Raw genomic sequence first — 21,507 nt, 5'->3', positions numbered from 1 at the left:
ATAAATAAAAAGATAAAAGAAAGGAGGAAGTGATGAGATGAAAGTGTTTATGCATTTAAGCTGGTTTTTTAAACAAGAGAAGTTGAAGTATATTGGCGGGCTATTAGTATTACTCTTTATCGCATTATTTCAGCTTATTCCGCCGCAAATCATCGGTAAAACGATTGATGCGATTGCAGCTGATCGTTTAACGGGAAGGCAGCTATTTACTTATATGATGATACTTGCTTTTGCGGCAGTGATGATTTATATTCTACGCTACTCTTGGCGTGTTCTGATTTTTGGAACAAGTAATAAGTTAGGGAAGATTTTGCGTAACCGTTTATATGAGAAATATACTTCTATGAGTCCATCTTTCTTCCAAAGACGTCGAACAGGTGACTTGATGGCCCATGCGACCAATGATATTAATGCTGTTCAAGGTGCCGCAGGTCCAGGGGTGTTAATGATTGGCGACTCTTTAATTACAGGAACATCAATTTTAATTACGATGGCACTGACAATCAACTGGAAATTGACGTTGATAATTATGCTGCCTTTACCTATTTTAGTCTTATTAACAAGTTATTATGGTCGTTTGATGAGCAAAGGCTTTAAAAAAGCACAAGCGGCATTCAGTCGTTTAAATGATAAGACACAAGAAAGTATTGCTGGTATTAAAGTTACTAAAACAATGGGTTATGAAAAAAGTGACCAAAAGGACTTTAAAACTATCAGTGATGATGTGGTTCGAAAAAATTTAAAAGTTGCGCAAATTGATGCCTTATTCAGTCCAACGATTATGTTAGTGATTGGTACAAGTTACTTCCTCGCGTTAGTGTTTGGTACATTTATGATTTTCAATCATACAATTACGTTGGGTCAGTTAATTACCGCAACAACGTATCTCGGTATGTTAGTGTGGCCGTTACTTGCGTTAGGTTTCTTCTTTAATATTATTCAAAGAGGTCATGCATCCTATGAAAGAATTAGTGGTATTTTAGACACAGAAAATGAAATAGATTTAACTTATAAAGTAAATGGTTATCCATCAGGACCCATCACTTATCAAATTAAATCTTTTACTTTCCCGGGCAGTGAGCATCCTTCGTTAAGAGATGTACACTTTACTATTGAAGAAGGTATGACTGTCGGTATAGTTGGGCGTACAAGTTCAGGAAAGAGTACGTTATTACGACTGTTAGTACGTGAATTTGATACGCAACGTCCTGAAGATATTACTTATGGCGGTATTCCAATCCGTGATTATGAAATCCAACATTTACGTGCGATGTTTGGTTATGTACCGCAAGACAACTTCTTATTCTCTACAACTATCCGAGAAAATATTGCTTTTGCGGCACCGAATAGTACAAAACAACAAATTCAACAAGCAGCTGAGACCAGCTATGTTCATCATGATATTTTAAATTTCCCTCAAGGGTATGACACGATTGTTGGAGAACGTGGTGTTTCATTATCAGGAGGTCAAAAACAACGTGTTTCTATCGCACGTGCAGTCATTTCGGATCCGCCTGTCTTGATGTTTGATGACTCTTTGTCAGCGGTTGATGCAGATACAGAAGAACATATTCTTAATAATATGAGAGACCAAAGACAAGGCAAAACGAATATTATTACTGCCCATCGTATGAGTGCAGTGAGTCATGCGGATTTAATTATCGTGATGGATGAAGGTACAGTGGCAGAACAAGGGACACATGAACAATTGATGCGCAATCAAGGTTGGTATGCGAAAACTTATCAGTCACAACAATTACGCGACCAATTAACTAAAAAGTTAGATGAAGCGGCACATGAAGAGGAGGGTGATTATCATGGCTAGAAGACAGAAAATGCATGGTGATAATCAGCTCAGTGCGCGTGATCAGTGGCATACATTAATGCGCTTGATGCGTTATACCTTTCCGTTTAAATGGTTGATTTTAGCTGCCTTTGTGATGCTTGGGATTTCCACAGCAGCAGGTGTGGCGGTGCCTTATATTGTGAAAGTGTTTATTGATGATTACTTTACACCAAGACACTTTCCACAACATGAAATCATTTGGATGATTGTTATCTTTATCGGCATTGAATTGATTGGTGCGATAACAACATATATTAACATTTATATGTTCCAAAACTTCGCATTTAAAATTATCCAACAATTACGTATTGATGCGTTTGATAAAATGGGCGAACTCGGCATGAAGTATTTTGATGAGGTGCCAAGTGGAAGTATCGTGTCACGATTAACGAATGACACAGAAGCCATCGTCAACATGTTTGTTGGGGTTTTTTCTTCCTTTATGATGGCATTATTTACAGTCATTTCAAGTTTTATTATGATGTTTATTCTAGATGTCAGACTTGCGTTAATGGCTTTATGTTTTATGCCGATTATTATCATTATTTTAGCTTTATATCGTAAATATGCTTCAATATTCTTTGCGCAAGCACGTCAACGGTTATCTGATTTGAACGCGAAACTTGCCGAATCTATTGAAGGTATCCGTATGATTCAAGTCTTTAACCAAGAACGCAGACTACAAAAAGAATTTGATGAAATTAACGAAGAGCACTATCAATATAACTTGAAAACGATTCGCCTAGATGGTCTATTATTACGTCCAGCCATCGGTATGTTAAGTATCTTTGCGACAGTAATGATACTAAGTTATTTCGGATTATTAAGCTTCTCTTCGACTGTGACGGCAGGGGTTGTTTATGCGTTCGTACAATATATGCAGCGCTTTTTCGAACCTATTAACCAAGTCAGTCAAAATTTGAATATATTCCAACAAGCTATTGTCGCAGCTAACCGTGTCTTTACATTACTAGATAACGACACATTAGAACCTAAACAAAATGAAATCGTTGACCATCATATCACAAAAGGTAAAATTGAATTTAAAGATGTAACCTTCAGTTATGATGGAGAACACAATGTATTAAAACATATTACATTTACTGCTAATCCTGGTGAAACAATAGCGCTTGTAGGCCATACAGGTTCTGGTAAAAGTACGATTATTAATTTATTTATGCGCTTTTATGAATTTCATCAAGGTGAAATATTAATTGATGGTCAATCTATCAAATCAATTCCAAAGCAAGAATTGAAACAAAAAGTAGGACTGGTTCTGCAGGATCCGTTTATCTTCTATGGAACAGTCTTATCTAACATCCGCTTATATCATCCAACAATGACATTCGAACAAGCAAAAGCTGCTGCAGAATTTGTGCATGCTGATCGCTTTATTGAACAACTGCCAGATCAATATGAGCATAAAGTAATAGAGAAGGGTAGTGCATTCTCTAGTGGTGAACGTCAGTTAATCGCATTTGTGAGAACGATGGCAATTGACCCTAAAATTCTTATTTTAGATGAAGCAACTGCTTTTATTGATTCTGAAACAGAAGAACAAATACAAAACTCATTGAAAGATATGCGTAAAGGACGTACAACGCTCGCAATTGCACATCGATTGTCGACGATTCAAGATGCAAATCAAATTTTAGTGTTAAATCAAGGTGCGATAGTCGAACGGGGTACCCATGAAGAATTACTTGCGCAAAAAGGCATTTATTATAATATGTATTTGCTGCAAAATGGATAAAAGAATAAGCGTAACAAAAGAAGCACCTAAAGCCGTTTGAACTTTAGGTGCTTCTCTTTAGTTTATGTAAGTGTTATTCCTTACCAGCTAAGAATAGTTTAAACTCTGGGAATTGTTCAATCACACGTCTTGCGAATGAACAGCTCACAGTGATTTTAAGTTGATTTGCATTCGCGTAATCTACTACTTTTTCAACGAGTTTCGTTCCGATACCTTGGCCGCCTAATTCATCACTGACAGCAGTATGGAAAATATCAATCACATTTTCTTACTCATCTCTGAATTCAATGATGGCGCTCGGTGAACTTTCTTCCCCAATAAAGAACTTATGGTCGCCTTGCTTTAAATCTGTCATAGTCATAATCCCCTTTATCTATTTAATGTTACTCCTATCTAAATGGTACAAAACAAAGCGGGTCAGAAACAAGGGTTATTACAAAAATTATATGTTTTCTTTAATGTAAGCGTTTTCTTTAATTTATAAATTTACAAAATAATTAGAGTCAAATTAAAAAGAGTACTTTTCTCTTTAATGTTTATATGAATAGTGAACCTAACTGTTTTTTAATTATAAAATATTAGGTTGAAAATTTCAGAATTCTGAGAATCTAAAAGATTTCATGAATACCATTGCAATTTAGTGTATTTAAGGGTATAGTTTAAAACATAATGATTACGATTTGGAGGGACCTTTTAAGATGAAAAAGACACTTTTCATAATATTATCTTTAGTCTTAACAGTTGTATTAGCAGCTTGCGGTAATGGTGACAGCAGCAAAGAGAGCGGTAATAAAGACAGTAAAGATGCTAAGTACAGCGAAAGCAATAAGATGAAAGTTAACACAACTGTATTCGCATTCCAAAGTTTTGCGGATCAAATCGGCGGTAAATATGCAGATGTGAAATCAATTTACCCACCAGGTACAGACTTACATAGTTTTGAACCAACACAAAAAGAAATCATGAACATTTCTAAAGGCGACTTATTTATTTATACAGACAAAGAAATGGACCCAGCAGCGGGTAAAATTGCGAAAACAATTAAAGACAACAAGAAAGTGCTTGAGTTAACAAAAGGCTTAGACAAAAACGCGATTCTTCCTGGTGAAGAACATGAGCATGAACACGAACATGAACATGGTGACCATGAAGAAGGTGAACACCACGAACACGGTGATCATGAAGAACACGGTGAACATGAAGAGCATGGTGATCACGAAGAACACCATCATCACCACGGCAAATACGATCCACATATTTGGTTAGATCCAGTAGCAGATAAAACATTTGCGAAAGAAATCAAAGATGAATTTGTGAAAAAAGACCCTGATCACAAAGATTACTACGAAAAGAACTACAAAAAATTAGTTCAAGACATCTCAGATGTAGATAAAGAATTAAAAGACGTTTCTAAAAACAAAAAACGCGACAAAGTGATTATCTCTCACGATTCATTAGCTTACTTAGCTAAACGTTATGACTTCGAACAAGAAGGTATTAACGGCATGAACAACGATGAACCAACACAAAAAGAATTAATGGCTATCGTTTCTGATATCAAGAAAGAAAAACAACCATATGTATTATACGAACAAAACATCACTTCTAAAGTGACAGATATCATCAGAAAAGAAACTAACACGAAACCATTACCATTCCATAACTTATCAGTTTTAACAAAAGATGAATCAAAAGATAAAGATGTTACTTATCAATCATTAATGAAGAAAAACATCGAGTCACTGAAAAAAGCTTTAGACAACTAATGTGATTAACGTTTATGATACGCATTTCCGGTTAAATCGGAAGTGCGTATTTTTTTTATTTACATGAAACAAAATACTGGTATAAAAATTATACTAGTGTTATAATGAGTTTAACAAAGTAAGTATAATAATTATACTGAATAAAGGAGGTTTCCATATATGGAAAATATTAAACGCATACATCATATTTCAGCAATTGTAGGTGACGCACAAGAGAACTTAGACTTCTATCGTAATGTACTTGGCTTACAATTGATTAAACAAACAGTAAACTTCGATGACCCAGGTGTTTATCACTTATACTTCTCAAGACAAGATGACGACAAACGTATGGTAATGACATTCTTTAACTGGCCAAATCAACATAAAGGTCGAGTGGGAAGCGGACAGGTTGGACGTATCGCATTCAGAATTCCTAAAGGCTCAATGGATGCTTGGGAAGCAAATTTAAATGAACAAGGTATTGAAACTAAAATTTCTGGTTTGTTCGACGAAGCAACATTAGAATTTAATGATGTGCATGGACTAGCTTTAGCATTAGTTGAAGGACAAGAAGAAGCTGAAGATAATGCTATTATAGGTTTCCATGGTACAGAACTATTATCTGCAGATCCAGCAGGTACTCGCAGTACATTAGTTGATGATATGGGATTAAGAGTTGTTAACGAAAACCCTTCTAAAATCCACTTAGAAACAGAGGGCGAAGAAAAACACCAAATCATTATGTCTGCACAACCATTGCCAAAAGGTTTATTCGGTGTAGGTACAGTGCATCATGTGGCTTGGTCTATCCCAACAGAAGCAGAACATTTAGAATGGCAAAAACACATGGAAGACCATGGTTACTTTGTGACAGAAGTTAAAGACCGTAACTACTTCAAAGCGATTTACTTCAAAGAAAAAGGTGACATCGTATTTGAAATGGCGACAGATGGTCCAGGCTTTGCGGTAGATGAGCCGAAAGATCAATTAGGTCAACATCTTCAATTACCGCCACAATACGAAGATAGACGCGAAGCTTTAACGCAAAATCTTAAACCATTGAAATTATAATATCAGTTATATAAAAGAACTCCTGTACTTACTTATTTAGAGTAAGTGACAGGGGTTTTTTCGTTTGAATAATGATAATAACAAGATGAGGAATTATTTTTTAAAGGTTCAAAGTGCCATAAATATTTTAACTTCGAAACATTTGGACATATAAAAGAAAGATTTGGATATTCTATTGTTTTCAGAAAAATGATAACGTTTACATGAATAGAAAATTAATTATTTGAAGGTACAAAGACAACACCAGAAATAACAATCTATAGATAGAGGTGAAAGGATTGGAAAGAAAATTAACGCGCTTTGAAAAGTATGCATTTGGATTCGGAACAGTAGGAAAGGACGCCATTTTTAATATTGTCAGTTTGTTTTTAATGTTCTATATTACGGACATTGTTGGACTCTCACCCGCATTCGTCGGAGTGTTGTTCTTCGCAGCACGTATTTGGGATGCGATTAACGACCCGATTATGGGCATGATTGTTGATAATACACACAACCGCTTCGGCAAATTCAAAACATGGCTCGTTATCGGTACATTAATTAACGCTGTCATCACAGTATTACTCTTCACAAACTTTGATTTCGCAGGCAACGGCATGTACATTTATATCTCAATCATGTACATCATATGGGGTATGACTTATACCATTATGGACATCCCATACTGGTCTTGGTTGCCGAACCTAACAAATAATCCGCGTGAACGTGAAGAAGTTGCGGTAGTGCCACGTTTCTTTGCGAGCTTTGCAGCATTTGTGATCGGAAGCTTCGGTTTAATGTTTATCCATAAATTAGACGATTTCTTAGGTCAACCGTTCAGAGGTGCAGGTATTTTTGCGCTTGCAATCATCTGTAGTATTACATTTATCATTACTATCGGTATTACAGTATTCTTCGTTCATGAAGACACTGAAATTGAAAGACAAAACGCAATTAAAGTCCGTTTTAAAGATATTTGGCGTATTCTCTTTAAAAACAAAGAGTTGCTTGCGGTAATTGGTGTAATCTTAGCATTCAACTTATGTGGACAAATGATTAACGCAATTATCTTGTATTACTTTAAATATGTGGCAGGCGTAGAAAGCTTATTCTCTGTCTTTAACACAATGATTATTATGGAAATGGGATCATTATTGATTTTCCCATACTTAGTTAAGAAAGTCGGACGTAGTGCAGTATTCAACTACGCTGTATTTGGAATTATTATTGGTTTAGTAGTTATCTTGCTTGCAGGCTTTATTGCGCCGCACGCAGCAATCTGGGTAATTATTGGCGGTGCATGTATCCGCTTCGGTACAGGTACACTTGTCGGAATCAACACAGTCGCGTTAGCTGACGTAATCGACTACAGTGAAGTGAAATTCGGTCAACGTAACGAAAGTGTCATCACATCAACACAAACATTCTTAGTAAAATTAGCACAAGCATTTGCGGGATTAAGTGTCGGTGTCGGTTTATCAATGATTGGTTATGTGCCAAATGTTGAACAAACAACAGATACAATCTGGGGTATCAGAATCGGTATGATTGGAGTACCAATCTTCTTTATCATCATTTGTAGTATTTTATATCATAAAGCCTTCAACTTAAAAGGCGATTTCTTACGTGATATTCAACAAACACTTGAATTTAAACGTAAAAGAGAAGGACGTCCGCCGATTCATAAAGAAGAAAAACTGTAACAATACAATAAGCAGTGTTAGAGCTTTCATTCATAACTCTATCCACTGCTTTTGTTTTACAGCAACAAAAAAGTAGCTGCTTGATAGTTTCATTTATTCAGATTGCAATGCTTTTCTGGCCTTATAATTTTTGCGGTATTGCGTAGGTGGACAGTTAAAGTACTTAGAGAAAGCCTTGGAGAAAGCAAGTGACACATCATAATTAAGTTCATCTGCAATGGCTTGCACAGTTTTATTTGTGAATTTCAGCTGTTCAGCCGCAAAAGCCATACGAAGATCGGTGAGATATCTACTTGGTGAAGCGCCAAATTGCTTTTTGAAACGTTTATAGAGCTGACTACGGCTCATGTTTGCGATTTGAGCAGCATTATCAACAGTAGTATCTTTGCTTTTGAAGTTGTCATTGAAATATTCTAAAGCATCTTTTAAATCTGTTGCTTCACGTTGATCAGGAATTACAATTTCTTTTTGGTTTTGTTGTGTTAGGAAATATAACAATTCAAATAGTCTTATCTTTAGTAAGATATCGTGGGTGTCCTCAGGGGTATGGCTGTTTGCCAGAATGCAGATTTTAAAGATTAATTTAAACAGTGTTTCAGTGTTTTGATTTAAGAGGACGAATTCATCTGATAAAGAAGTACGTGTAATAAAGCTGATGGCATGCGTGCCGCTGAAGCCGACCCACATATAATGCCAAGGTGTTTCTCCTGTCGCATGATATTTGACATGCATGCCTTTGAGCAATAAGAAGACATCACCTTTCTTTAAATGGTAAGTCGTATCATTCACAGTAAAGGTGCCGGTTCCTTGTGTCACGATATGCAAGACAGCAGGTTTAGTGACTTCATATTCATAGCCGTTACCTACGTATAAGTTTTCTTTGCCGCATTCATCAACTTGGGCTTCGTAGCTTGTTTTTTTAAGTTTTGTCCAAAAGACTTGCACTTGTCTCACTCTCTTTCTCTCTATGATAGAGCCATTATAACACGTATATTTAACAAAATTATATAATTTTTGAAAAATACTTAGGAGGGTCATACCTTGAAATTAGATTTACACTATAACTTAGAACAATTACATGTTAATACATTACCTTATGCCGCTTATTTTATCCCAAAGCCGCAACAACACAATACTTCTGTAACACAATTATCTGGTGACTGGAACTTCGGTTTCTTCAACAGTGTGGCAGAGTTTGAAGCAAGCCGTCATAAAGCGACACAAACTTTACCGGTACCGTCTGTGTGGAATTTACATGGATTTGACCAAACACAATATGTCAATATTAAATATCCAATCCCATTTGATCCGCCGTATGTACCAGAAGATAATCCATGTGGTTATTATGAACGCAACTTTACCATCGATTCTATCTATGACAATGACCATCAATTTGTGTTGAACTTTGACGGTGTCAGCAGTGCGTATTATGTATGGATCAATAATACATTTGTAGGCTACAGCCAAGTTTCACGCAGTGCGTCACGTTTTGATGTCACATCTTTTGTTCAAGAAGGAGACAATACGATTCAAGTATTAGTCGTTAAATATTCAGATGGTACGTATTTTGAAGATCAAGATATGTTTAGACATTCAGGTATCTTCAGAGATGTGTATATTGTAGAACGTCCTAACAATCGTATTGAAGATTATACGATTCAAACGACAGTCGATACAGCTGTACAAACAGGTGCAGTCCATTTAGATGTGACGCAAGTAAATGGTAAACCTGATTATACAGTAGCGCTGCTTGACCAAGAAGGTGGCGTCATTACTGAACAAAAAGGGACAAATGAAGATGTTTTAGTATTAAATGTAGAAGATGCTGCTTTTTGGAGTGCTGAAACACCTTACCTTTATACGCTAGTCATCACTACTGCGGATGAAGTTATCACTGAACAGGTCGGTTTACGTGAAGTTGAAATTAAAGATCAACAGTTATGGATTAATGGTAAATCTGTGAAATTGCGTGGGGCTAACTATCACGACAGTAACCCGGAAACGGGATATGTCTTAACTGAAGCGCAAATGCATGAAGATTTGACATTAATGAAACAAGCCAACTTTAATGCGATTCGTACAGCACACTATCCGAAAGCGCCTCGCTTCTATGAGTTAGCTGATGAATACGGGTTCTACGTGATGAGTGAAGCGGATCTAGAAACACATGGCGTAGTGCTGTTTTATGGAGATGAAAATACTAAAGACTTTAATATTATCGCTGGTGATCCGCAATACGAAGCACCGATTTTAGATCGGATTGAAGCGTCTATTGTACCGCTGCGCAACTTCTCATCTATTATTATGTGGTCATTAGGTAATGAATCTGGATATGGTGTCAATATTGAGAAAGCAGCTGAACTTGCGAAGGATTTAGATGCAACACGTCCGGTCCATTATGAAAGTGCCTTTTACGCAGAAGGTGGGGAAGATTTCTCTAAACTAGATATGATCAGTCGTATGTATCCGTCACCTGAGGAAATTAAAGAGCGTTATTTAGATAATCAAAATATTACACAACCCTTTATCTTATGCGAGTATGCACATGCGATGGGGAATTCACCAGGCGGTCTTTTAGAATATCATGAATTATTAGAAGCGTATCCAAGCTTTATTGGTGCGTTTGTTTGGGAATGGTGCGACCACGCAGTAAATATCAGTCAAGATGAAGCGCAACCAGTCTTTCGTTATGGCGGAGATTTCGGAGAAGATTTACATGACGGCAACTTCTGTGTAGATGGTATCGTGTCGCCAGATAGAACGCCGCACGAAGGTTATTATGAATTCCAACAAGTGAATCGTCCGGTGATTTTATCTCATTATGATAAACAGACGTTAACGTTTTATAATCGTCTCGATTTTATTGATGCAGATGAAGTCTTGCAATTACGTTTTACGATTACGACATTATCAGGTGAACAATATGAAGAGTATGCAGATTTAACAGGATTTGAACCACATACTGAAATTTCTGTGGAACTGCAGACGTTTATTGATGAAGCGATTTTAAACCAAATCAGTGATATTTTAGTAGAGTATATTTCACTTAAAGATCAAACAATTTTAGGTCATGATCAAATCGTTCAAGAACGTTTGGAATTTGAAACAGTAACAGAGCATGAAGCTGCTTATCAAGTTTCAGTGGATGATACAGCACATACTATTCACATTTCAGGAGAGAATAGTGATTATGCGTTTGATACGCGAACTGCTTCATTAACGCACGTTACACAAGCAGGTAAGCTCGTGCTTCATGAACCTACTGCAATCCGCATTTGGCGTGCACCGACAGATAATGACATTAATATTCGTAAGCAATGGGAAGAAATGGGTTACGAACATGCGCATACGCGTGTATATGATTATTCGATTGTCGAATCTGAAGGCGGCGTAAGTATTCAATTCCAAATCAGTATTGTGCATAAACGTGTGCCGAAAATCTTAACAGGTACTTTAACTTGGTTAGTGCATGCGGATGGTAAGATTGAAGCGGATTTAGAACTTGAGAAGAATGCGCGTAAGCCGTTCTTACCGAGACTTGGCTTAGAATTCAAGTTATCAAATGACTATCAAAAATTAGCATACTATGGTCATGGACCCTTCAGCAGTTATGAAGATAAGCAGCTTGCGAGTCATTTAGGTTACTTTGTTTCTACAGTCAATGATAATTTCTGGCCGCATATCAGACCGCAAGAAGACGGCAGTCACAATAATACAACACATGTGACATTAAACAATACAACAACACAAGTTGCGTTTAACGCTGAAACACCATTCAGTTTCAATGCGAAACCTTATTCAGATGCGCAACTTACAACAGTAGAACATGCGGATCAATTACACTTAGATGGTTACACATATGTTAATATCGATGTCGGTCAAAGTGGTATCGGTACAAACAGTTGTGGACCGGAATTACCAGAACGTTATCGTATGGATGATGCAGAGTATCATTTAAACTTTACATTGGAGTTCAATACATTATCTTAAATCCTAGTACACGAGACAAATCACAAGCTATAAAAATAAGATATAACCACAAAAAAGCAGAAGGTGACGTTTAATCAGTCAACCTTCTGCTTTTCTTTATGGTTATTAATCTGTATAGCGATGAGACATAAGTTCTTTTAAGTTGCGGATTTCTTCTTTGATGAATTGTCCTGTGTTCGTATCGCGGATACGTTTACGTTGAAGTTCTTTATCGACAAGACGTTTTGTAGATAATTCATCTGCACCGTAACGTAATACGTTTTCTTTCGTGTTGAAGTGTTGGTGTGCCACTAGCTGCATACCATAAGAGTTGTACAGTAACGTATAACCCGCAATACCTGTTGTAGATTGATACACTTTAGAGAAGCCGCCATCAATGACGATCATTTTACCGTCGGCTTTAATCGGATCTTCACCATCAATTTCTTTGACTGGTGTATGCCCGTTAATGATATGACCTTGTTCAGGATCTAAATCAAAGTCTTCTAAGAGTTTGCCTACAACTTTAGGGTCTTCACGTAGTGAATAATATGGGTTCTTTTCTTCTTTATGAGTTGCTTTATCTTTAATGAAATAACGTTCGAATGTTGTCATGGCACGTTTTCCGAATAATGAAGAATATTTACCTGTCCATAAATACCAAACTAAGTCAGTTGCTAAATCGTCGGTAATATCTTTATTTCGGAATGCTTTACGCATATACATTTCGAATTGGTCTAATAATGGACGGCCAGCATAGAATGTGCCATCAATTTCCATGCCTTCCATATTGCCATGTTCATCAATCGGGATACAGCCGTGAATTAATAAATTACCGTTGTAAGGTAAGTAAAGTGAACCTTTATCCATTAAGAATGTCATATGACGTTTAAGCTTTTCTGATTCTTGTACAGAAACTAATAATTTATCAATGACCTCTTGTTCTTCTGGTAATAATTTAGCTGGATCTTCTGGATCTACTGTCACGAAACATGTATCTGTTAATTCATGTGTTTGGCCATGTAATGTATACGTTAAGTTATCATAGTCAACATGTTCTAAGACTAAGCGTTCTTCCATTTCGAAAGAAGGACGACGTTTGATAATCGGCATTTCTAATTTGAATTGAATCATCGCAATGGCTTGATGAATTTTAGTGATTTGAAGTTGTTCTTGTTCAGATAAGTTAGAATCAGAACGTAATTTTGGACGGAAAGCTGGGTTATCACCATAGTATTTTTCAGCTAAGTTTAATAATGGGCGTAAGTTGATACCGTAAGCATCTTCAACGATATTCAAGTTATCGTAACGTGCACAAATACGTAAGATGTTAGCTAGACAGACACGAGAACCGGCATAGGCACCAATCCAAATCGCATCGTGGTTGCCCCATTGGATATCAACAGAATGATAGTTGATTAATGTTTCTACAATTTTTTCAGGTTCAGGACCACGGTCATAAATATCACCGACAACATGTAAGTGATCTACGACTAGACGTTGAATTGTGTAAGATAAACCGATAATTAAATCATCTGCTTGTTGAGTTTCGATGATTTGACGCATCAACGTATTGTAGTAAGGTGTTTTATTCTCAAGTTCGTTGGTTTTATAAAGTAACTCTTCGACAATATAAACAAACTTTTTAGGTAATGCTTTACGTAATTTAGAACGTGTATATTTTGAAGCGGAATATTGAACCATTTGAATCATTTGGTCAATACGTGTTTCATACCAACGGTTTAATGGCTCTTTTGTTTCGAAGCTGCTTTTAACCATTCTTAATTTATCTTCTGGATAATAAATTAAAGCAGTGAAATCGCTGATTTCTTGGTTCGACATTTTATCTTTGAAGATGTCGTTGACTTTCGTACGAACATTGCCTGAACCGTTACGTAAGACATGTTGGAAAGATTCATATTCTCCATGTAAGTCACTGACAAAGTGTTCTGTACCTTTTGGTAATTCTAAAATAGATTCTAGACTGATAATTTCTGATGCAAGTTGTTCTTCATGGTTGAATTTCTCTGCAAGTAAATCGAAATACTTATTTTTAAGTTCACGTTCGTTGGTAATCATTTGTGCCTCCTGGGTTTAATAATAGCGCTTACATTTGATTATTGTACTTTTTTAACAATTTTTCAATGGTGACGTTTTAAAAAAACGAAAAAATAATGTGTGGTTGGATTAGAAAGAGGGAGAATAGAGAAATAAACTAAATATTTGAATCAGCTATGTTAAAATAAAAATAACATAAAAATATCAGGAGGTCTTATGACACCATTATTATCAGTACATCATTTAACGAAACAGTTTTCTAATAGCCGCTTCTCCATCAATGATGTCTCCTTTCAAGTTGATCCAGGTGAAATTGTCGCTTTAATCGGCAAAAATGGTTCAGGCAAATCAACGTTAATTCGTATGATTGTGGGAGATTATCCTTTAACTAGCGGAGAAATCTATTTTTTCAGTCAACGTGTCTCACCTGAAGATACAGCTTACAAAAATGACATAAGTGTTGTATTTGATTCCATGAATTTCACTAAAAATATGACCGTTGATAAGTTGAATCGTATGTTTCAAAAGGTGTTCCGCCATTTTGACAGTACTTTGTTTAATGATTATATCCAGCGTTTTGAACTGCCAGAAAAACAGGCAGTTAAATTCTTTTCAAGAGGTATGTCTATGAAACTCTCTATGGCAGTCGCATTGTCACACAAAAGCCGTTTATTGATTTTAGACGAAGCGACAGCAGGATTAGACGCAGCAAGTCGTGATGAGATTCAAGATGAAATTGAAAAGTTCGTACATGATAGCAATCGTGGTGTGTTGATGACATCTCATATTGCGGAAGATATTGACCGCTTAGCGACAAAGTTAGTTTTTCTGAGACATGGCCAAGTTTATACGCAAATTGACAAAGCAGCATTATTCAACAATTATGCACGTTTAACATGTGATGAAACAGAATTTGAAAAACTTGAAGACGAAGATGTGTTGGCAAAAAAACACCACTTAGGTGAAGTTCAAGCGATTGTGTTAAAAAATGAACGTACTTTATCTTTTGATTTAGAACCTATCGAGTATATTGATCAAGTCAACAAAATAATCTTAAGAGGTGAAGACATATGAAGGGTTTAATTTATAGTCAGTATTATTCAACTCAGAAAGCATTGTGGATCTACCTAGGTATCGGTTTATTGTTAGGTATCGGGTTCACAGCTGTGGATTTAGAAGGGTTTCAACCGTTAATCAGTTTAATCATTTTAATGTTTTCTGTTTCAGCTGCGACTGATAATTTGAAAAATGAAGCAGCAGTGGGTTGGTATAAATATGCGATTACATTACCTGTCAGTCGCAAAGAAATTGTACAAGCACATTATGCATATTATTTTCTGTCTGCTGGATTAGGGTTAGCCATTGTTCTGTTTATTTTTGCAGGCAGATATCTATTAGGCTTCGGTACTATTACGGAATCCCTTTCAGCTATCATGTTAGGGATAGGAATTTGTTTGTTAGTGTCATTATTTTATCCGTGTACCTATGTGGTTGGTGCAGATAAATCGAATATAATTCAAATGATTATCACAGGAATTATAGTAGTTACATATCTCGTGTATAACACTGTAACACTTATCATTGGCGGTTATATGTATGGCTCAGGTAATGATGCCATGCAGCATACTGGTTTTGAACTGGGACGCATGTCTATCTTCCTTGTCTTTGCGCTAATACTTGCGCTGTTTGGTTACTTCATAGGTTTGAACAAGTTTAAAAATCAGAATTTCAAAAAAATCAAAATAAATCATAACAAATAGATAAAGCACACTTCATTTTTTTGAAGTGTGCTTTGTTTTCGTATTGTTTAGTTTTGTCTATGACGGCGTTTCGCAATGTAAGGGTAAGCAAAGTATACTAACGCAATTGCGATAATAGCATACATGATATATGAGTATGTATGCATTACATTTAAAATATCGTGCCAGTTATCGCTTAACGATTTACCTAAATAGATTAAACCGAAGTTCCAAATTGTTGTGCCGACTAATGACAATGTCGCAAATGTGACGATGTTCATTTTGTTGACGCCTGCAGGAATAGTAATCAATACACGTAAGACTGGAACGAAGCGACAGATAAAGACTGCGATTGCACCGTATTTTTTAAACCAATTGTTGGCACGTTCAACGTCTTTACCTTTAAGTTTAATCCATTTACCGTATTTGTCTACGAAGCGGTAAAGTTTCTGTTCATTAACTAAGCTACAGATGTAATACAGAATCAATAGCCCCATAAATGAAGCGACTGTTGCGATAATCAATAGCAGCCAAATAGAAATATGTGATTTTGCGGCTAATACACCTGCGAAAGTCAGCACAATTTCTGAAGGCACGAAAGGCAGGATATTCTCAGCAAGAATTAAAATGAAAATTGCGAGATATCCCCAACGCGAAATAAAGTCAGTCAGTATTTGTTCCATGGTAATGCGATGACTCCTTTTTATGTACAAGTTTTATAATGTTTTAATTTTATTTAAAGAACACCTGTGGTTTTGTGTCCAAGCTATATTGTACTAAAAATAGAACCAAATAACATCTATTTATATATCCAGCATAAGCATGTCCAAATTTAAAAATCGTAAAAGTCAGGCGTAATCATGGTTTATTCGAGGTGTTTTATAAATAACAAAATAATATTGTGTCATTCATAGTGTTCAAATTTCTGTAAAAAAGTTATTGTGAACGGTTTCAAATAGTGGTAATATTTACTAGAACAACTTAGGTCATATGATGACCTAATGTATTTTGAACACAGAAAGTTGGGATATCTATGAGTGAAAGAAAGAGTAACGTACGATGGTTCTTCGCATTTGCGTTCTTTATTATTGGGGTTATTGCCTATATGGACAGATCTAACATCTCCTTAATTGCGGCACCAATGATGGAAGATTTACATATGACGAAGGCTCAGTTTGGTTTATTAGCAACATTCTTCTCAGCGGGCTATGCCATGATGCAAGTCCCATCCGGTATTCTTGCGGAAAAATTCGGACCGCGAAAAATGTTGACGATTGCGTTGATTTGGTGGAGTGCATTTACGATTTTAACTGGTTTAGTTAAGAACCACGGTTTATTATATACTGTGCGTTTCTTATTCGGTGTAGGGGAAGCGCCGATGTATCCATCGAACGCAGTATTCAACTCATATTGGTTTACTAAAAATGAAAAAGGGCGTGCATCTAGTGCGTTACTTGCAGGGTCATATTTCGGTCCGGTTATCGCACCGATCGTGACAGTATGGATTGTAAGTTTATTTAACTGGCAAGCCGTATTCTATATCTTCGGGGCAGTTGGTTTTGTGATTGCGTTATTGTGGGTGATTATCGCAAAAGACTTACCTGAACAACATAAAATGGTTAACAATGCTGAAAAACGTTATATCATTCAAGGTCGTGACGTGGTTGATGCAGGTGAAAAACAATCTGCACCATGGAGCGCATTCTTTAAACATTTCAGTTTCTATGCGATTGCAGTTCAATATTTCGTAGTACAATTTATTGTTGGTTTATTCTTAATTTGGTTACCGACTTACGTAATGGAACAATATCATGTTAAATATACAGCATTAGGCTTATTGGCAGGGGTGCCATGGCTTGCGATGTTTATTTGTATCATGATTGCTGGTGCAATTTCAGATAGAATTTTACAAGCTGGCAAATCACGTTTTGTCGCTCGTGGTTCAATTGCGATTGTAGGTATGGTTGTCTTTAGTATTGGTTTATTATTCGCAATCCGCAGTGAAGTATTAGAAGTGAATATCGCTTGGTTAGCAGTATGCTTAAGCGGTATGGGTGTCACTACTGGTATGAGCTGGGCAGCAGCTGCTGACATCGGACGTAACTTCTCAGGTACAGTTTCAGGTTGGATGAACTTATGGGGTAACGTCGGTGCGATGTTAAGTCCATTAATCGCTGGTATTTTAGCTGATTTGATCGGTTGGACTTGGACATTACAATCATTAATTATTTTGGTTGCGATAGCTATATTAATGTGGTTCTTCGTTAAACCAGATAGTCCGCTTGTAGTCAATCGTTCTAAAATGTAAGCACAAGTATAAAATAAGATAGTAAATACAGGTCATGTTACGATGAATGAGAGAAAGGGTCTTATCAAGCGTAGCATGACCTTTTAATTTTATTATGGTTCGTTGAATTATTTTAGGGGAAAGAAAGTACTGGTAAAATATAGAAATTGGAGAGGGAAAATATGATTACAGTAATTGTTAAAACAAAAGTCAACGATATGAATTATGATAAATATACACAATTAATGGGACAATTAGTCGCAGCATCACAAGCTGAAGCATCAAATATCAGCTATGAACATTATGAAAATGCGAATATCCCAAATGCCTTTGCGATTATTGAACAATGGAGTTGTGAAGAAGGCTTTGAAAATCATAAGAAATCTGATCATTTCCAAGTGTATTGGCAAGAAATCGTACAACTTTGTCTAGATGAGCCAGAAATTATTGTCTTTGATAACCAAGAAACACTCACAGAAAATTAAGCAACAAATAAGGCAGGGCATGACTTTAGTGCTATAATAGGACATAAATAGACAAAGACATAAAGATGTCTGTCATGTCAAATCAGTAAGGAGAATGAAGAGTATGATTTACCAACATGGAACTTTGGCGACGTTAATGGCTGGAATGCTTCAAGGCACAGTATCTGTAGATGAGATGCTTGAACAAGGAGATATGGGCATCGGTACATTGACAGGTTGCGACGGTGAAGTCATTTTTATTAACGGTAACGCTTATCACGCAGATGAATACGGCGGTTTCAGACACTTAGACGGTCATGAGATGTTGCCGTTTGCGACCATTACGAAATTTGACCCTACACAGGCATTTGAAGTGTTGAATGTTACAACTCAAGATGAATTGTACGATCAAATTATGGAACGCATGAAGAGCCGCAACTTATTCTCAGCAATCCGTATCACAGGCAGTTTCAATCATGTCCATGTACGTATGATGCCGAAACAAGAGCCGCCATATACGCGATTAATGGAATCAGTGAATCGCCAACCAGAACACCATTATGATTATTTAAATGGTACAATTGTCGGTTTCTTCACACCTGAACTGTTCCATGGTGTTGGTTCAGCAGGTTTCCATTTACATTTCGTGGACCAAGACCGTACAGTAGGCGGCCATATTTTAGGCTTTGAATTAGAACGAGGCAGTGTAGAAATTTCTGATGCAGAAACGTTCGAGCAACACTTCCCAACTAAAGATGAAGCATTCTTAGAAGCAGATATTGATTACGAAAATATCGATGAAGAAATCAGAATGGCAGAATAAGCGAAACAACATCCTAACGTCAGGATATAATACGCGGGTATTATGTTCTGGCGTTTTTTATTTTCATATAGGACATGACCATCTGATAAATTAAAAGATAGATGACTTTAATATTTGAAAGGAGAAATCGTATGGCGCACTATATCAAGTCGCTATTTAAATTTAATAAACACAATGTGAATTACAGTAAAGGAATAAGACAAGGCTTATTGATGCTGACACCGTTACTGTTAGGATATCTGTTAGGTTACTTCCAATTTGGTTTATTAATAGCGACAGGGACATTGGCTAACATTTATGTCTTTGGCGGATCTGATAAATCTAAATTACGTATTTTATGGTGGTGTGCTGTCGGGTTTGCGTTATGTATTACATTTGGAACACTGACAGTTGCAACACCGTTGCTGTTTGGAATATTGTTGCTGCTTGTTACTGTTGTAGCATACTACATATTCAGTGCTTTAGAAATTCCTGGTCCTTCAGCAACTTTCTTCATTGTAACGTTTGCGTTACCGATTAACATGCCGATTGCGCCGGAACAAGCATTGACACGTGGCGTTTTTGTATTTATCGGCGGTATCTTTGCGTTAGCAGTTGTAGCAATACTGTTAAAATTACAAGAGAAAAATACACAAGAGCGTGCCATTGAAGCGGAGTATCAAAGCTTATTAAAACTTGTTAAAGAATACGCAGACAGTGAGAAATTCAAGAAAAATACTGAGCAGTTGGTCAATCAGTTTAAATCTACAGATAAACAGCTGATTACTTCTTTTACTTCTAATAAGAAACAATCTGAACAATTACATCGTTTATATTTACTGCATAATAACGCAGAAGGTATCTTTGCTGAATTGTTAGAGTTGAAGACTAAAGAAGTCGAAACATTACCAGATGTTTTAATTGAAATGATGCAGTATATTGAACGAAGTGTTTCTTCAAGGTTAGAAGAACAAGAAATCATGCAGTGGAGAGAAAAAATAGAGCTGCCGGTTAGCTTTCAACGTTTAGAAAAACAGATTTATCGTACAGATGAAATCTTACATAGTCCGACAGGCCAAATTGAATACGAAGCGAATCTAAGACAACCATTATACGGACAACAGTTAAAATATAACTTAACATTAGATTCACTCGTATTAATGAATACTTTACGTTACAGCATGATTATGGGTGCCGCCATCTTTATCGCGTTGATGTTTGATTTTGATAAAGCGTATTGGATTCCATTGACGGCACATACGATACTGATTGGAACGAATACGATTCATAGTATGGAACGTGCCGTTGCCAGAACAATTGGTACGTTTATCGGGGTCTTCTTATTGACCGTTATTTTATCCCTTCACCCGCATATGATTGTTAGTATTATTGTACTTGCGTTAAGTGCGACGATTACTGAAGTTATTATCGGTGCGAATTATGCGATAGCGATGATTTTCATTACAACGCAAGTCATTATGTTGAACGGCCTTGCATCAGGCAAGTTATCTATTTTAATTGCTTTACCAAGGGTTGTAGATGTAGTTATCGGTGTGATTATCGCAGTCATCGGTCTCTTAATACTCGGCAGAAAAAATGCATCGCAAACATTACCAGATGCGATTGCTGAAGTGGTTCGTTATGAAATGTCTTTCTTCTATTATGTCTTCTCAAGAAATGAACATTTAGCAAAACAAGCACCGAAGTTCAATGAATTAAAATTACGTATCAAACTAAGCAATATGAATAGTATGTACCAAAACGCACATGGTGAGTTATTTGCGGATAGTACAAAAATCAGTGCGTATTATCCAATTATCTTTGCGTTAGAAGAAATCAGCTTTATGTTATCAAGAGCGCAAAACAATCCAAAACCGCAAACGATTGATGATGTCGTTATGGGTCAGTATTTAATTGCGTTTGAAGGTATCGCGACGCACTTTGAACAACATGTACCGCTTTATCAAGGTACAGGCTTACCTTCTTTACCGCAATATACGAATATTCGCACTGCGCTGTTGAATATCCAACAATATGCACGTTTAAGAAATTCAGACAAGATTGGAGATCCTCAATAAGTGGTATAGC

At 36.4% G+C, this 21,507-nt stretch carries 15 protein-coding genes and 1 pseudogene; 12 read left to right on the top strand and 4 right to left on the bottom strand.

The features are described from left to right. Window positions 1–37 precede the first annotated feature (37 nt). Entirely contained in the window at window positions 38–1,825 is a 1,788-nt protein-coding gene (locus tag HMPREF2846_RS00380; protein WP_023015100.1) for an ABC transporter ATP-binding protein, read from the top strand. Beyond that, a complete protein-coding gene (locus tag HMPREF2846_RS00375; RefSeq protein ID WP_256273941.1) occupies window positions 1,818–3,599 on the top strand; it encodes an ABC transporter ATP-binding protein in 1,782 nt (593 codons plus the stop codon). Before HMPREF2846_RS00380 ends, HMPREF2846_RS00375 begins: the two co-directional genes overlap by 8 nt. A 73-nt stretch (window positions 3,600–3,672) precedes the next feature. Here the strand turns inward: HMPREF2846_RS00375 and HMPREF2846_RS00370 are convergent. Continuing rightward, window positions 3,673–3,954 (bottom strand): annotated as a pseudogene (locus HMPREF2846_RS00370) (GNAT family N-acetyltransferase). Between the two features lie 343 nt (window positions 3,955–4,297). Between HMPREF2846_RS00370 and HMPREF2846_RS00365 the strand changes: the two are divergent. The 3 genes from HMPREF2846_RS00365 to melB all read left to right on the top strand — a co-directional run bounded on the left by HMPREF2846_RS00365 (window position 4,298) and on the right by melB (window position 8,100). After that, window positions 4,298–5,365, top strand: coding sequence for a metal ABC transporter solute-binding protein, Zn/Mn family (locus HMPREF2846_RS00365; RefSeq protein WP_070625176.1), 1,068 nt, complete (start codon window positions 4,298–4,300; stop codon window positions 5,363–5,365). A gap of 159 nt (window positions 5,366–5,524) precedes the next feature. Further along, complete coding sequence (locus tag HMPREF2846_RS00360; protein WP_023015098.1) at window positions 5,525–6,418, top strand: VOC family protein; 894 nt, start codon at window positions 5,525–5,527, stop codon at window positions 6,416–6,418. A 278-nt stretch (window positions 6,419–6,696) separates the two neighbouring features. After that, window positions 6,697–8,100, top strand: a complete 1,404-nt coding sequence (gene melB / locus HMPREF2846_RS00355; protein WP_023015097.1) for a melibiose:sodium transporter MelB — start codon at window positions 6,697–6,699, stop codon at window positions 8,098–8,100. Between the two features lie 93 nt (window positions 8,101–8,193). Here melB and HMPREF2846_RS00350 read toward each other — a convergent pair whose 3' ends face one another. Then, the gene (locus tag HMPREF2846_RS00350; RefSeq protein ID WP_176745452.1) at window positions 8,194–9,054 is read right to left on the bottom strand and encodes an AraC family transcriptional regulator; all 861 of its coding nucleotides are present in this window, start codon (window positions 9,052–9,054) and stop codon (window positions 8,194–8,196) included. Between the two features lie 87 nt (window positions 9,055–9,141). Between HMPREF2846_RS00350 and HMPREF2846_RS00345 the strand changes: the two genes are divergently transcribed. Further along, window positions 9,142–12,090 carry a glycoside hydrolase family 2 TIM barrel-domain containing protein gene (locus tag HMPREF2846_RS00345; RefSeq protein ID WP_070625172.1) on the top strand — a complete coding sequence of 983 codons (2,949 nt, stop codon included), beginning with the start codon at window positions 9,142–9,144 and terminating at the stop codon, window positions 12,088–12,090. Between the two features lie 105 nt (window positions 12,091–12,195). Here HMPREF2846_RS00345 and HMPREF2846_RS00340 read toward each other — a convergent pair whose 3' ends face one another. Next, window positions 12,196–14,148, bottom strand: coding sequence for a fructose-bisphosphatase class III (locus HMPREF2846_RS00340; protein WP_002479802.1), 1,953 nt, complete (start codon window positions 14,146–14,148; stop codon window positions 12,196–12,198). Between the two features lie 195 nt (window positions 14,149–14,343). Here HMPREF2846_RS00340 and HMPREF2846_RS00335 point away from each other — a divergent pair, with 195 nt between their 5' ends. Continuing rightward, window positions 14,344–15,201: an ABC transporter ATP-binding protein gene (locus HMPREF2846_RS00335; protein WP_070625170.1), complete on the top strand. Its 858-nt coding sequence runs from the start codon at window positions 14,344–14,346 to the stop codon at window positions 15,199–15,201. Then, the gene (locus HMPREF2846_RS00330) at window positions 15,198–15,887 is read left to right on the top strand and encodes an ABC-2 transporter permease (RefSeq protein WP_070625168.1); all 690 of its coding nucleotides are present in this window, start codon (window positions 15,198–15,200) and stop codon (window positions 15,885–15,887) included. The genes HMPREF2846_RS00335 and HMPREF2846_RS00330 overlap by 4 nt, the downstream gene beginning before the upstream one ends. A 47-nt stretch (window positions 15,888–15,934) precedes the next feature. Here the strand turns inward: HMPREF2846_RS00330 and HMPREF2846_RS00325 are convergent, their stop codons facing one another. Further along, window positions 15,935–16,549 carry an undecaprenyl phosphate transporter UptA gene (locus tag HMPREF2846_RS00325; RefSeq protein ID WP_070625166.1) on the bottom strand — a complete coding sequence of 205 codons (615 nt, stop codon included), beginning with the start codon at window positions 16,547–16,549 and terminating at the stop codon, window positions 15,935–15,937. Window positions 16,550–16,899: 350 nt separating this feature from the next. Between HMPREF2846_RS00325 and HMPREF2846_RS00320 the strand changes: the two genes are divergently transcribed. The 4 genes from HMPREF2846_RS00320 (at window position 16,900) to HMPREF2846_RS00305 (ending at window position 21,497) form a co-directional block, all read left to right on the top strand. After that, on the top strand, window positions 16,900–18,174 hold the full coding sequence (locus HMPREF2846_RS00320) for a pyruvate MFS transporter (RefSeq protein WP_002479798.1): 1,275 nt from the start codon (window positions 16,900–16,902) through the stop codon (window positions 18,172–18,174). Window positions 18,175–18,335: 161 nt separating this feature from the next. Continuing rightward, window positions 18,336–18,638, top strand: a complete 303-nt coding sequence (locus tag HMPREF2846_RS00315) for a putative quinol monooxygenase (RefSeq protein WP_002479797.1) — start codon at window positions 18,336–18,338, stop codon at window positions 18,636–18,638. A gap of 94 nt (window positions 18,639–18,732) precedes the next feature. Continuing rightward, entirely contained in the window at window positions 18,733–19,440 is a 708-nt protein-coding gene (budA, locus tag HMPREF2846_RS00310) for an acetolactate decarboxylase (RefSeq protein WP_031262481.1), read from the top strand. Window positions 19,441–19,571: 131 nt separating this feature from the next. Continuing rightward, window positions 19,572–21,497 (top strand): FUSC family protein, encoded by a 1,926-nt coding sequence (locus HMPREF2846_RS00305; RefSeq protein WP_070625164.1) that lies wholly within the window; start codon window positions 19,572–19,574, stop codon window positions 21,495–21,497. Window positions 21,498–21,507 lie beyond the last annotated feature (10 nt).

This window comes from Staphylococcus sp. HMSC056G08 (assembly GCF_001812305.1).
Taxonomy (GTDB): domain Bacteria; phylum Bacillota; class Bacilli; order Staphylococcales; family Staphylococcaceae; genus Staphylococcus; species Staphylococcus simulans.
The sequence above is the reverse complement of the archived record's forward strand: the minus strand, read 5'-3'. Positions and strand labels throughout refer to the sequence as shown.